A 12,993-nucleotide genomic window follows, 5' to 3' on the forward strand; every position below is an offset into this window, starting at 1 on the left:
GCCTTCCGGTGCCGGCGGCGCTGCCGAAGGCGTTGAGGGGAAACGTGCAGCGGGCAAGGATCCGGTCGATACGCCATAGAATGGACGCGGAGTGCCGGGAAGTCTGGTCGGCGGTCGTCGAAACCGAGCCCGGAAACGGAGCGCCCATGGCCTCTCCCCGCCGACTGTCCCTCCTCGGTCCCACTTCCCGGGCCGAGACCCGCCGCATCGCCGACATCCTCCGCAAGGAGACGATCGGCGGCGCACTGCTCCTGTTCGCCGCCGTCGCGGCCCTCGTCTGGGCCAACTCGCCCTGGTCGGAGGCGTACGCGGGGCTACGCTCGGTCACGGTCGGTCCGGCCGGGTGGCACCTGGACCTCAGCCTCGCCAAGTGGGCCTCGGACGGGCTGCTGGCGGTCTTCTTCTTCGTCGCCGGTCTGGAGCTCAAGCGCGAGTTCGTGGCGGGGGACCTGCGTGATCCCCGGAGGGCCGTCGTTCCGGTCGCGGCGGCCGTCGGCGGTGTGATCGTCCCGGCTCTGCTCTATCTGCTGGTCAACGGACTCCTCGACGACGGCGCGATGCGGGGATGGGCGACCCCGACGGCCACCGACATCGCGTTCGCTCTGGCAGTGCTCGCCGTGGTGGGGCGGCGCCTGCCCGCCGCGCTGCGCACGTTCCTGCTCACCCTGGCCGTCGTGGACGACCTGCTGGCGATCGTGATCATCGCGGTGTTCTACACGTCGCACCTGTCGGTGGTGCCCCTGCTGGCGGCGCTGGCGCCGCTCGGCGTCTTCACCGTGCTGGTGCAGCGGCGGGTGCGCTCGTGGTGGCTGCTGCTCCCACTGGCCGGCCTGACCTGGGGGCTGGTCCACGCCTCGGGCGTGCACGCCACGGTGGCCGGCGTGCTGCTCGGCTTCGCCGTGCCCGTCCTGCGCAGTGAGAAGGCGGGCGGCCCGGAGGCGGGACCGGGGCTCGCCGAGCACTTCGAGCACCGGTTCCGCCCCATCTCGGCCGGGGTGGCCGTGCCGCTGTTCGCGTTCCTGTCCGCGGGGGTGCCGCTCGGGGGGCTGGGCGGGGTGACGAACCTGCTCACTGACCCGGTGCCGCTGGGTGTCATCGCCGGGCTCGTCGTGGGCAAGCCGCTGGGGATCATGGCGGCCACCTGGCTGACCGCCCGCTTCACCCGTGCCGACATCGACGAAGGACTGGCGTGGGTGGACGTCGGCGGGCTGGCGATCCTGTCCGGCATCGGGTTCACGGTGTCCCTGCTCATCGGCGAGCTGGCGTTCGGCCCGGGCACGCCCCGCGACGCCCAGGTCAAGCTGGCGGTGCTGGCCGGCTCGCTGGTCGCGGCGCTGCTGGCGACGGTGGTGCTCCGGCTGCGCGACCGTGCGTACCGGCGGCTCGCCGAGGCCGAGACCGCCGGATCCGAGACCGCCGGATCCGAGACCGCCGGATCCGAGACCGCCGGATCCGAGACCGCCGGATCCGAGACCGCCGGATCCGAGCGTGCCGGGGCCGTGGCCACCGGCGACCGGGCTCCGTACGGCGAGTGACACCGCGCCCGGAGTCCCTCACCACATGACGGGCAGCGTGTCGAACCCTCCGGCCAGCCTGTCGGTGTGCGCCCTGAGCTCCTCGTACGGCACGGCGAGCGCGAGGGTGGGGAAGCGCGCGAACAGGGAGCCGAAGACCGCGCGCAGCTCGACCCGCGCCAGGGACGCCCCGAGACAGTGGTGCGGCCCGTGGCCGAACCCGACGTGCGGCTGGGGATCACGCCGCCGGATGTCGAAGCTGTCGGGGTCGGGGTAGACGCGCTCGTCCCTGTTGGCCGCCGGGGTGGACAGCATGACCAGCTCGCCCGCCCGGATCCGCACCCCGGCGACCTCGACGTCCTCGTGCGCGTAGCGCACCAGCCCGTGCTCGCTGGGCGAGGCGACCCGCATGATCTCCTCGACCGCGCCGTCCAGGAGGGAGGGGTCGCTTCGCAGCGCGTCGCGCTGCGCGGGGTCGCGCAGGAACAGCAGCACTCCGTAGTCGATCTGGTTGACCGTGGTCTCGTGGCCGGCGAACAGCAGGCCGCCCGCGATCCTGGCGACGTCGTCCTCCGGCAGCGCGGCGTTCGCGAGGTCGGAGTAGACGTCCTCGGCCGGGTGGTCCCGCTTCGCCTTCACGATGTCGTAGGTGTAGGTGTTCATCTCCATCTGGGCGGCGGCGGACCGCTCGGGGTGGCGCAGGTCGGTCATCGCCTCGGCCATGGCCCGGAACCTGTCCCTGTCCTCGTACGGCACGCCGAGAAGCTCGCAGATCACCTGGATCGGCAGCGGGAGCGACAGGCCTGCGTGCAGGTCGGCGGGCGGGCCCTGCTCGGCGAGCCCGTCGAGCAGGCGGCCGGTCAGCGCCCCGACCCGGTCCGACAGGTTCCGCATGCGCCGGGCCGAGAACGCGGGGGAGAGCAGGCGCCGCATCTGCGTGTGGACGGACCGCTCCGTGGCGTAGTCGCCGGTCGGGCCGCCGAGCAGGGCGTTGTTCGACAGGCGGGCCGCGCTCGGCGGGTCCGGGTGGGAGCGGCCGAACCTGTCGTCGCCGAACACCTGCCGTATCTCCTCGTAGCCGGTGACGAGCCACGCCTCGTCGCCCATCGCGGTCGTGACCCTGGTTATCGGCGCCCTGCTCCGCAGTTCGCCGAAGCCGGGAGATATCTCCAGGACGTCCGGCCGGTCGAACGGCAGCCGTGGGAGTCCGGGCATGGGTGACCTTCCCTTCGCTCGATGTCGGCCCTTTCGAATCTCTCCCCTGACTCGTTGTCCGGCAAGGGAGTAAAACCATGTCCGGTGTGATCGGAGACGCGACGTTTGCCGCACGCCGCCACGCCGTGCCAGGCCAGGGGACCGACCGGGAACGCCAGTGTGGTTCCGCGGCCCGGCATGACACGGGTGGTACGGGAGGAACGGGACTCAAGTGGTGGTGAAGTCACCGCATCCGGCGGGAGATCTTCGTCGGGGCCGGGGTGGCGGCGCCGCCGAAGGGGGGAGGTCGCTTCTCACTACCAATCGTGTCCGGATGAGCACATCGTTGTCTCCCGGCACAGAGCCTGGAGGTGGTGACGAGTGCGGTTCTCAGCCGAGGACGCTGCCTGGAGACAACTGAGCAGCGAGTACGCCGGTCGCTGGTCGATCTGGAGGAGCGACGCCGGCCGCTGGTACGCGACCCGGCTGACCAGGTCGCTGTCCCGGATCGAGATAGACCGGGGCCTGATCATGACCGCATGCGGTGAGAGCGCGGAGGAACTGCGCGCGCTGCTCACCGCGCAGGACGGCCTGACGGGCCAGCCGCTCTCCTCGTGACGCCCAGGACGTGGGCCCGGCCCGCCGGGCTCACGCCTCGGCGTTAGGCCGGAGACCCGCCGGGGCTCATACGCCGGAGAGCTCGCACACCCGTGGTGAGGAGTCCCCGCCGGGCCCCCTGCGAGCGTCGTGGGACGGATGGGAAAATCCCTCTCATGACAGAACCAGCGGTCCGCGAACCCGTCCCCCCGACCGGCACACAGCACACGATCGCCGCGCACGGATACGAGGCGACCGTCACGGAGGTGGGCGGCGGCCTGCGCGCCCTGACGTACCGCGACCGGCCGCTGGTCATGTCGTACCCCGCCGCCGCGCAGCCCGTCGGCGGCGCCGGGCAGTTGCTGCTCCCCTGGCCGAACCGGGTGCGCGACGGCAGGTACGACGTCGACGGCGAGACCAGGCAGCTCGCGATCACCGAGCCCAGGACCGGCAACGCCGCGCACGGCTTCGCCCGGCTGATGCCCTGGAGGGTCCTCGACCGGGAGGACGCCTCGATCCGGCTCGGGCTGCGGCTGTTCCCCCAGCTCGGCTATCCCCACGTGCTCGACCTGACGGCGTCGTACGCGCTTGGCGAGGCGGGCCTGGAGGTCGAGCTGTCGGCCGTGAACGTGGGAGACGGCGTCGCGCCGTACGGCATGGGCGCGCACCCCTACCTCACCCTCGGCGAGGAGACGGTGGACGACGCCGTGCTGGAGGTGCCCGCGGCCGAGTGGACCCCCGTGGACGAGCAGAAGATCCCGGTCGGCCGCCGCCCGGTCGAGGGCACGGAGTACGACTTCCGCGAAGGACGCCGCATCGGCGGCACGGTGCTCGACACCCCCTACACGGTCCTGAGGCGCGACGCCGACGGGCTGGTGCGGGCCCGGCTCCGGGCGGCCGACGGCTCCCGTGGCGTGGAGTTGTGGGGCGGGCCCGGTGTCGAATGGCTCCAGGTCTTCACCGGGGACACGCTCGCCGAGCCGTACCGGCGGGCCGGAGTGGCGGTCGAGCCGATGAGCTGCCCGCCGAACGCCTTCGCGACCGGCGAGTGCCTGGTGCGCCTCGCGCCGGGGGAGCGGGTCGCCCACCGCTGGGGGATCGCCGCGCTGCCGGCGGCGTGAGAGGGCACGCCAGAAGGTGCGCGAAAGGGTTGTTGCGGGTCACGGCGGACATGTAGCGCGATTCGGACCTGCCGCATCGGTAGTCCGGGACGGGCTGGATTTCAGTTATTTTCACGCCGACACCGCCCGGGCGGAGGTGCCCCGCCGCCGCGAGGAAGGGGCCGGGGACGCCGGACGTGGCGCCGCTGACGTGCTCACACGCGAGGTGGAGGAGAGACGCGCCGCGTTCTTCTCCTTCGAGCCCATCACGGAACGGGCATTGACCGGAAACAATCTTGTTCTTTTGAATTCACATGACTGCGTTGCGTGCCGTATCTTGAGCCGTGGGAGCGCTCCCATGAGCCTAAGGAGGCGCGCGTGACTCTCCCCTTCGGTACGGCGCCGGTCAACCCGGCCCCCGTCTGGACCGCGGAATGCCTCCTGCCCGCCGTCGGCGCCAGCGTGGCGGAGGCACGCGCCCTCGTACGCCGCGAACTGTGCCGATGGGGCCTTGACGAGCTCGTCGACGACTGCTCCCTGATAGTGAGCGAACTCGCCTCCAACGTCGTACGGCACGGCGGCAACGTCTTCACCCTCCGGCTGGGAAGCAACGGCACCTGGGTGTACGGCGAGGTGTTCGACCAGGGCGAGGGCGTGCCGCACCAGCGTGAGGCGGACCTCGACTCCATCGGCGGGCGCGGCCTGCTCATCGTGGACGAACTCGCCGACGACTGGGGTGTGGCGAGTGGGGGCCGGGGCGGCAAGACCGTCTGGTTCCTCGCCGGAGCGGGCGGCCCCCCACTGCTGCCCGTCGTCCCGCACCAGTCCCGCATCGCCGTCGGCTGACCGCGCCTCCCACCGAACCCGGCCCGGCGCCTCAGGAAGTCTTCGCGCCGTCGAGGTTGGCGAGCACGATGGCCGCGATCTCCTCGGGCCCGTGCGCCGAGGCGTCCACGACAAGGTCCGCCACCTCGCGGAACCCCGGCAGTCGCAGGTCGCGCATCTCGGTCAGCATGCGTACCAGGTCGGGTTTGAAGTGCGGGCGATGAGGGCTCGACTTCATCCGCTCGGCGAGCACCTCGGGCGGGCCGTCGAGGAACACCACGAAGGCGGGGGCCAGCGCGCGGCGCGTCTCCACGTCCTCGACCGTGCTGGCGGCGGCCGCGATGACCGGGGCGGGACGGTCCGCGAGCGCGTCCCGCAGCACCAGCGCCTCGCGCGCGTGCAGTTCGTCGGCGCCGACGTCGGCGGCCATCGCCGCGGCGGTCGTGCCGTACTTCGCCTGCAGGTCGGCGTCGCTGTCGCGCATGGGACGGCCGAGCGCGTCGGCGAGAAGCCGGGCGACGGTGCTCTTCCCCGCGCCCATGAGTCCCATCACCACAATGGGGATATCGGTCATGATTCGCATGTTGCCCTATGCGGGCACCTGCATGCGACGTTTGGAATCCGTGGGAGGGATAGAGCAGAAGGCGAAGGAGGAAAGCCATGACCATCGCCGGAAGCATCATCCTCATCATGCTGGGGGCCATCCTCACCTGGGCGGTCGACTTCACCATCGCAGGCCTCGACATCCAGGTGATCGGGGTGATCCTCATGGTGGGCGGTCTGGCCGGGCTGCTCTTCGGCATCTGGCGCCTGACGACGGTCCGCCGCAGGACCACCGTCACCGCCGCCGCCCCCGTGGACGCCACCGCCACCCGCCGCCACGTGTACGAGGAGCGGCGCTACGACGACCCCACCATCTGATCTGACCCCCTCCGACGGACTTCCGACGGTCTGAAGGGAGGCACCGACCATGCCAGGACGTGAGGAACTGCCCTCGACCCTGGAGCGCTCGCCCAAGGAGGCCCAGGAGACCTGGATCAAGGCCCACGACTCCGCCGTCGAGACGTACGGCGAGGGCCAGCGGGCGCACCGTACGGCGTTCGCCGCGCTCAAGCACTCCTTCGAGAAGGTGGGCGACCACTGGGAGAAGAAGGAAAGGCGCGGACCGTCGGACGAGCAGGCGGAGAAGGGCACGCCGAAGCAGGGCGAGACGGCCGAGGGCGTCGACGCGAACGCCTCCAAGCAGCACCTCTACGACGTCGCCGGCCGTCTCGGCATCCCCGGCCGGTCCAGGATGACCAAGGACGAGCTCGTGGACGCCATCAAGAAGGCCAACCGAAAGGCGACCGCCAAGGCTCGCTGACCTGTCTTCCGTGCGCCGCCGGCAGCCCCCGCGAGGGCCGTCGGCGGCGCTCCGTCGGCGGCGCTTTCCCCAAGGGCGGGGTCAGGTGCGGAACGGGCCGGTCACGCAGTAGGTGATGCCGCCGGAGGACGATCCCGAGGTGCCGCGCTGGGAGGAGAAGTAGAGCCGGTTGCCGAGGGGGTTGAAGGCCGGCCCGGTGATCTCCGACGAGCTCTGGCCGTTGATCCTGAGGAACGGGGAGATCTTGTCGTCCGGTGTGATCAGGCAGATCTCCATGTTGCCGCCGTCCTCGGCCACGTAGAGGTCGCCGTAGGTCGAGCCGGTGACGTTGTCGACTCCGGTGAGGGGCGCGGTGCCCGGGCTGACGAGGCTGTCGTCGTAGGCGAGCTCGTAGGTGTTGCCGGTCAGGTCGACCTGCCAGACCCGGTTGTCGCCCTTGGTCGTGAACCAGACGGTGTCATCGGCGTAGTGGCACCCCTCGCCGCCGTTGAACGACTTGGAACCGGACACCTGGCTGCGAGTCGCCGTCGGCGAACCATCCGGGTCCGGGATGTTCGCCCAGGTGAACGAGCCCGATGTGCCGGATCCCGCCACCATGACCTGGAGGGTTCCGGACGACAGATCGCCCCAGGTGGTGGGGATGAACCGGTAGAAGCGCCCGTTGGTCTCGTCCTCGGTGAGGTAGATCACCTTTCGTACCGGGTCGGCGGCGGCCGCCTCGTGCTTGAACCGGCCCATCGCGGGGCGCTGCACCGCCGCACCGCCGAACGGGTAGGTCTCGTACACGTAGCCCAGGCTGACCTCCTCGCACGACAACCACGTGTTCCAGGGAGTCTTCCCGCCCGCGCAGTTCTGCCGGGTGCCGGACAGGATCCGGTACGCCGACGTGGCGGCGCCGCTGGAGTCGAAGTGGATGGCCGAAGCGCCGCCACCGGGGTTGATTTCGGAATTGGAGACGTAGATCCAGCCGCTGCCGTCGGCGAAACACGCGCCTCCGTCAGGGGCGTCGTGCCAGGTGTAGGACGTGCCGGGAACGACCTGGCGGGAGCGGGCGACCACCCGGCTGGTGAAGCCCGCCGGGAGCTGGATGCCGTTGGCGTCGGCGGCCTGCAGCGGGCCGTACGGGCCGGGGGCGTTCTGCGCCGGTGCGGCGAGAGCGGCGCCCTGCCAGAGACTGCCGCTGAAGGCGATCGTGCCGGCGCCGATCACCGACGCGCGCAGGAAGTGACGGCGTTCCATCGCGAGACCTCCTTGGGGGGCGGCCGAGGGGGCTCGGCCGAGGGGAGTCGGCCGAGGAGGCGGCCTCGCTGACAGTAAGCCGGGCGAATGGACATCCGTCTGGCGGAGGAGTTAACGCCGAGCCACATTCCGGTGCTGCGGCCACGTGGGCTTGCGCCCACCGTCGCCGTCGGTCTCGACTCGGTACGGTTTCGGCGTGGTGTGACAGCCGTATCAGAGAAGGAGGGGTGAGCCGGACCGCCGGCCCCGGCCCTCGGTCAGCGGAGCAGGGACAGGACGGCCTCGCGGATCGCGTGCCTGTCGATGCCGGCGTCCTCCAGCTGCTCCTGTGCGGTCGCGCTGCCCGGCATTCCCGACACGCCCAGCTTGCGCACCCGCACCGGCGATCCGGCCAGCGCGGAGAGCACGGCGTCGCCCAGGCCGCCCTCCGGCCAGTGGTCCTCCACCGTGACCACCTTCCCGGTCGCCTCCGCCATCTCGACCAGTTCGGGGGAGTCGAGCGGCTTGATCGAGTAGGCGTCGACCACGGTGACGGAGACGCCGTCCTCGGCGAGCAGGTCGGCCGCGGCCAGGGCCTCGTGCACGGTCACGCCCGCGGCGACGACGGTCGCCTGGCCGCCGGTGCGCAGGATCTTGCAGCCGCCCACGGGGAACTCCTCGTCCGGCCCGTAGATCACCGGCGTCTCGCCCCGCGTCGTCCGCAGGTAGCGGACGCCCTCCATGGCGGCCATGTCCGCGACCAGCCGGGCCGTCTGGTTCGCGTCGCAGGGATACAGCACCGTGCTGCCGTGCACGGCGCGGAACGCCGCGAGGTCCTCCAGGCCCATCTGGGAGGGCCCGTCCTCACCGATCGACACCCCGCCGTGCGACCCCACCAGGCAGATCCCGGCCCGGCTCACCGCCGCCATCCTGACGAAGTCGTACGCCCTGGTGAGGAAGGCCGCGAACGTCGCGGCGTAGGGGGTCCAGCCGCGGGCGTCCATGCCGACGGCGGCGGCGACCATCTGCTGCTCGGCGATGTAGCACTCGAAGAACCGCTCCGGATGCGCCTTGGCGAACGCCTCCAGCTTCGTCGAGTCGGCCACCTCGCCGTCGAGCGCGACCACGTCGCCCCGCGCCGTGCCGAGCGCGGCCAGCGCCTCGCCGAAGGCGGTCCGCGTGGCCACCTGCTCGCCCACCGCGTACTTCGGCAGGTCGAGCGCGCCGTCCGCGTACCGGTACGGCGTGACAGGGGCGTCGGGCGGGGTGACCCGGACGGTCAGGGCGCGGGGCCCGCCGAGCTCGCCGAGCGCCTGTTCGGCGTCCTCCAGCGGCTTGCCGTGCTTGCCCTCGCGGTTCTCCACGGCCGACACGCCGCGGCCCTTGCAGGTCCTGGCGATGATCGCCGTCGGACGGCGCCGGGTGGCCCGGGCGTCGGCGAGCGCGTAGTCGATCTGGCCGGGGTCGTGGCCGTCGATCTCGATCGTGTGCCAGCCGAAGGCGCCGAGTCTGGCCGCGTACGCCCCGAGGTCCCAGCCGTGCCGGGTGGGGCCGTGCTGGCCGAGCCGGTTCACGTCGATGATCGCCGTGAGGTTGTTCAGCCCCTCGTGCCCGGCGTGCTCGAACGCCTCCCACATCGATCCCTCGGCGAGCTCGCTGTCGCCGCACAACACCCAGACGTGGTACGGCAGGCGGTCCAGCCTGCGCGCGCTCAGCGCCAGCCCCACTCCCACGGGCAGGCCGAAGCCCAGTGAGCCCGTGGCCACGTCCACGAACGGCACCTCCGGGGTGGGGTGGCCCTCCAGGCGGCTGCCGCGCCTGCGGAAGGTGAGCAACTCCTCGTCGGTGACGACCCCCGCGGCCTTGAGCATCGCGTACAGCAGCGGGGAGGCGTGGCCCTTCGAGAAGATCAGGTGGTCGTTGGCCGGGTTGGCGGGGTTCTCGACGTCCACGCGGAGGTGACGCGCGAGCAGCACGGCCATCAGTTCGGCCGCCGACATCGAGGACGTGGGATGCCCCGAGCCGGCGGCCGCGGCGGCCCGGACCGAGTCCACCCGGAGCTGGGCCGCGAGTTCGCACAGGAACCGGTAGTCAAGCTCGTCCATCGTCCTCGACTACCCCGGTAAGCCCCTTCGTATCACCGCAAAAGAGTCGTGCCTGGATATATCGGGATCAATCGCTATCCGTGCTCATGTGATCACCGTGCGGCGGTGACTCCGGCATATCCCACGGTGGGGGACGAACAAAGCCTGCGATCCGGAACGGTCAAAACCCGCGATCGGTGTTTGGCCACGTTCCCGGGTGCTTCTGGTTTCCTCGCGAGATCACGATCAAGCGGGTGTGTGCTCCGGGCGCACACCCGCCCGTGGCCGCGGGCGTCAGCGGCGGCGGAGGCCGAAACCGGCGACGGCGGCGAGCCCGAGGCCGGCGGCGGTGACCAGACGGCGGTGCTGCGACATCCACAGCTGCACGCTGCGGCCGTGCGACCGGCGGTCGAAGCTGCCGTGCGCGCCGTAGTCCTTGTCCTCGTCCGCGGGTTCCCACAGGTTGGACACCCCGGTCGGCGCCTTCTCGCCGGTGAGCTGCGACTTCACCCCGGTTCTCGCGAGGTAGCGATCGAGCAGGGCGGGCACGGCCCGCTGGCCCATGATGGTGGCCGCGGTCATCCCGCCGACCCAGTACTCCTTGCGCTCCGGATGCTGGGCGGCGTAGACGAGCGCGTCGGCGGCGACCTCCGGCTGGTAGATCGGCGGCACCGGCTGCGCGTGCCGCCGCATGCGGTTGAGCCCCCAGTCGAACTGCGGGGTGTTCAGCGCCGGGAGCTGCACCACCGTGATCTTCACGCCCGAGTCCTCGGCGAGCAGTTCGGTTCGCACCGACTCGGTGAACCCGACGATCGCGTGCTTGGCGCCGCAGTACGCCGACTGCAGGGGGATCGACCGGTAGGCCAGGGCCGACCCCGCCTGAACGATCACGCCCTTGTCACGCGGCTTCATCATCTCCAGGGCCACGCGGGTGCCCCACACGTAGCCGAGGTAGGTCACCTTGGTCTCGCGCTCGTACTCCTCGGGGGTGATCTCCAGGAACGGCGCGAACACCGTCGTGAACGCGATGTTGATCCAGACGTCGATCGGACCCAGCTCGGCCTCGGCCCGCTGGGCGGCCTGGCGGACCTGGTCGTAGTCGGAGACGTCCGCGGCGAAGGTCTTCCCGGTGCCGCCCTCGGCCCCGACGTCCACGGCGGCGCCCGCGAGGCCCGCCTCTCCACGTGCGATGAGCGCGACCTTCGCGCCCTCCGCTCCGAGCTGCCGGACCACGGCGCGGCCCACACCGCCGCTCGCGCCGGTCACCACGACGACCTTGTCCTTCAGGCTCACCGCGTCATCCTCTCGATTGGGGCCCGCCGCCGAGCCTCTTCTGCCTGCGCACGGCGAACGCCATGTAGATCGCGATGATCGCCATGATCGCCACGACGATCCCGGTCAGCACCCAGATGCGCCCGACGAAGGAGAGCACCAGAACGGCGAAACAGAAGACCAGGGCGAACGACGCGATACGGACGTGGATCACGTCCATCGGCGTCGCCTCGACCATGGGCTTTCCGGTCGGCGAACGTTGTTCTTCGGTCATGGAGGCCCCTCTACCCTCGAATGCGGTTCACTATCGCCGTGGTGGACCGGTCCGGGACGTAACCGAGCACCCGCACCTCCCCGCCCAACTCCCTGACCAGGTCCGCCTCGGGCAGCAGGTCAGGGTGGTAGTCGCCGCCCTTGACGTACACGTCCGGCCGGACGAGCCGCAGCAGCTCGGTCGGGCTGTCCTCGTCGAAGACGGTGATGTAGTCCACGCAGCCCAGCGCCGCGAGCACCGCGACCCGGTCCTCGCACCGGTTGATCGGGCGCTGCGGCCCCTTCAGCCGGGCCACGCCGTCGTCGCCGTTGACCGCGACGACCAGCACGTCGCCGAGCCGGGCGGCCTCCTCCAGGCAGGCGACGTGGCCGCGGTGCAGCACGTCGAAGCAGCCGTTGGTGAAGACGACGCGCTTGCCCTCGGCCCGGTCGCGCTCCAGGCACGCGGCCAGCCGCTCGGGCGGCAGCGCGGTGTCGGGCCGCAGCGCCTGCAGCAGGTCCTCGTGGGAGCAGGCGGCCGTCCCCTGGCGGCGTACCACCACGCTCGCCGCCGCCTGACCGATGTCCGCGGCCCGCTCCGGCTCCGCGCCGGCCGCCAGGGCGAGCGCGAACGCCGAGGTGAAGGTGTCGCCCGCGCCGATGCTCATCGTGTCGGGCGCGGGGGTCGCGTACGTGCGGTGCGGCGGCCTGCCGCGCCGGTGCAACAGTGTGCCCTCGCCGTCCAGCGTGGTGACCACCAGGTCGGCGCCGGTGGCCTCGATGAGGTCCTCCGACCGCGCGGACAGGAACGCGACCCTGTCGTGGTCGTCCCCCTGGCCGAGCAGCCGCCGTACCTCGGCGTAGTTGGGCAGCACGGCCGCCGGACGGCACTCCCGCCAGGCCGCCACGTCGTGGGCGTCCACCACGAGGATCGGCGCGCCGCGCGAGCCCTCGCTGCGGTCGATGCTCAGGTCGCACAGCACCCGGCGGACGTCCGGCGTGCACACCCCGCCTCCGTAGTCGCAGGCGATGATGACGTCCGCGTCCGCCGCGAGCCGGGTGATCTGCTCGATGAGCTCGCGCTCGGCCGCCGCCGGCAGCGGCGCCTCGTCCTCCTCGTCGTACCGCGCCACGATCTGGCCGTCGGTCAGCACCCGGCGCTTGACCGAGGTCCGCCAGCTGCGCACGATCACCAGGCCCTCGATGTCGAGCCGTCCCAGGGTCGCGTTGAGCGTCGCCCCGGCGGGGTCGGCGCCGGTGACCCCCACCATGTGGACCCGTGCGCCCAGGGCGGCCAGGTTCACGGCCGTGTTGGCGGCACCGCCCGGCTGGTCCTCGATCTGCTCGACGGTCACCACCGGCACCGGGGCCTCCTGCGCCATGCGCTTGGTGCGGCCCCGCAGCCACGAGTCGAGCATCACGTCCCCGACGACGACGGCTGTGACTTCACCGAAACGGTTGAGCGTCTCTTCCGTCATACCTCGGCGGCTACCCCCGCAGACGCAGGGGAAACAAGAGGCACGGCAGACCCGGCCGACCGGTTTGGGGCGGTCGCACCGGGGTAACCGGGATCA

At 71.5% G+C, this 12,993-nt stretch carries 13 protein-coding genes; 6 read left to right on the top strand and 7 right to left on the bottom strand.

Going from position 1 to position 12,993, the window contains the following annotated elements:
* The first annotated feature begins 146 nt into the window (after positions 1-146).
* Positions 147-1,535 carry a Na+/H+ antiporter NhaA gene (gene nhaA / locus HHX41_RS15175; protein WP_182906467.1) on the top strand — a complete coding sequence of 463 codons (1,389 nt, stop codon included), beginning with the start codon at positions 147-149 and terminating at the stop codon, positions 1,533-1,535.
* Between the two features lie 18 nt (positions 1,536-1,553).
* Here nhaA and HHX41_RS15180 read toward each other — a convergent pair whose 3' ends face one another.
* Positions 1,554-2,729, bottom strand: coding sequence for a cytochrome P450 (locus HHX41_RS15180; protein WP_182906468.1), 1,176 nt, complete (start codon positions 2,727-2,729; stop codon positions 1,554-1,556).
* Positions 2,730-3,089: 360 nt separating this feature from the next.
* Between HHX41_RS15180 and HHX41_RS15185 the strand changes: the two genes are divergently transcribed.
* The 3 genes from HHX41_RS15185 to HHX41_RS15195 all read left to right on the top strand — a co-directional run bounded on the left by HHX41_RS15185 (position 3,090) and on the right by HHX41_RS15195 (position 5,251).
* Positions 3,090-3,326: a hypothetical protein gene (locus tag HHX41_RS15185; RefSeq protein ID WP_182906469.1), complete on the top strand. Its 237-nt coding sequence runs from the start codon at positions 3,090-3,092 to the stop codon at positions 3,324-3,326.
* 155 nt (positions 3,327-3,481) lie between these two features.
* Positions 3,482-4,426 carry an aldose 1-epimerase family protein gene (locus HHX41_RS15190; RefSeq protein ID WP_182906470.1) on the top strand — a complete coding sequence of 315 codons (945 nt, stop codon included), beginning with the start codon at positions 3,482-3,484 and terminating at the stop codon, positions 4,424-4,426.
* A 357-nt stretch (positions 4,427-4,783) separates the two neighbouring features.
* Positions 4,784-5,251 carry an ATP-binding protein gene (locus HHX41_RS15195; RefSeq protein WP_169984126.1) on the top strand — a complete coding sequence of 156 codons (468 nt, stop codon included), beginning with the start codon at positions 4,784-4,786 and terminating at the stop codon, positions 5,249-5,251.
* 31 nt (positions 5,252-5,282) lie between these two features.
* Here the strand turns inward: HHX41_RS15195 and HHX41_RS15200 are convergent, their stop codons facing one another.
* A complete protein-coding gene (locus tag HHX41_RS15200) occupies positions 5,283-5,804 on the bottom strand; it encodes a shikimate kinase (RefSeq protein ID WP_220504075.1) in 522 nt (173 codons plus the stop codon).
* An 86-nt stretch (positions 5,805-5,890) separates the two neighbouring features.
* Here HHX41_RS15200 and HHX41_RS15205 point away from each other — a divergent pair, with 86 nt between their 5' ends.
* Both HHX41_RS15205 and HHX41_RS15210 read left to right on the top strand, forming a co-directional pair.
* Entirely contained in the window at positions 5,891-6,151 is a 261-nt protein-coding gene (locus tag HHX41_RS15205) for a DUF6458 family protein (RefSeq protein WP_030505976.1), read from the top strand.
* Positions 6,152-6,200: 49 nt separating this feature from the next.
* Complete coding sequence (locus tag HHX41_RS15210) at positions 6,201-6,593, top strand: ChaB family protein (protein ID WP_169984125.1); 393 nt, start codon at positions 6,201-6,203, stop codon at positions 6,591-6,593.
* Positions 6,594-6,674: 81 nt separating this feature from the next.
* Here the strand turns inward: HHX41_RS15210 and HHX41_RS15215 are convergent, their stop codons facing one another.
* The 5 genes from HHX41_RS15215 to rfaE2 form a co-directional block, all read right to left on the bottom strand.
* Positions 6,675-7,832 carry an alkaline phosphatase PhoX gene (locus HHX41_RS15215; RefSeq protein WP_182906471.1) on the bottom strand — a complete coding sequence of 386 codons (1,158 nt, stop codon included), beginning with the start codon at positions 7,830-7,832 and terminating at the stop codon, positions 6,675-6,677.
* 257 nt (positions 7,833-8,089) lie between these two features.
* Positions 8,090-9,916 carry a transketolase gene (locus HHX41_RS15220; RefSeq protein WP_182906472.1) on the bottom strand — a complete coding sequence of 609 codons (1,827 nt, stop codon included), beginning with the start codon at positions 9,914-9,916 and terminating at the stop codon, positions 8,090-8,092.
* 273 nt (positions 9,917-10,189) lie between these two features.
* Positions 10,190-11,188, bottom strand: coding sequence for an SDR family oxidoreductase (locus tag HHX41_RS15225; RefSeq protein ID WP_310742000.1), 999 nt, complete (start codon positions 11,186-11,188; stop codon positions 10,190-10,192).
* A 4-nt stretch (positions 11,189-11,192) separates the two neighbouring features.
* Positions 11,193-11,441 carry a hypothetical protein gene (locus HHX41_RS15230; RefSeq protein WP_142558099.1) on the bottom strand — a complete coding sequence of 83 codons (249 nt, stop codon included), beginning with the start codon at positions 11,439-11,441 and terminating at the stop codon, positions 11,193-11,195.
* A 10-nt stretch (positions 11,442-11,451) separates the two neighbouring features.
* Positions 11,452-12,897, bottom strand: coding sequence for a D-glycero-beta-D-manno-heptose 1-phosphate adenylyltransferase (gene rfaE2, locus HHX41_RS15235; RefSeq protein WP_169984122.1), 1,446 nt, complete (start codon positions 12,895-12,897; stop codon positions 11,452-11,454).
* Positions 12,898-12,993: the final 96 nt, after the last annotated feature.

This window comes from Microbispora sp. H13382, assembly GCF_014161445.1.
GTDB lineage: Bacteria > Actinomycetota > Actinomycetes > Streptosporangiales > Streptosporangiaceae > Microbispora.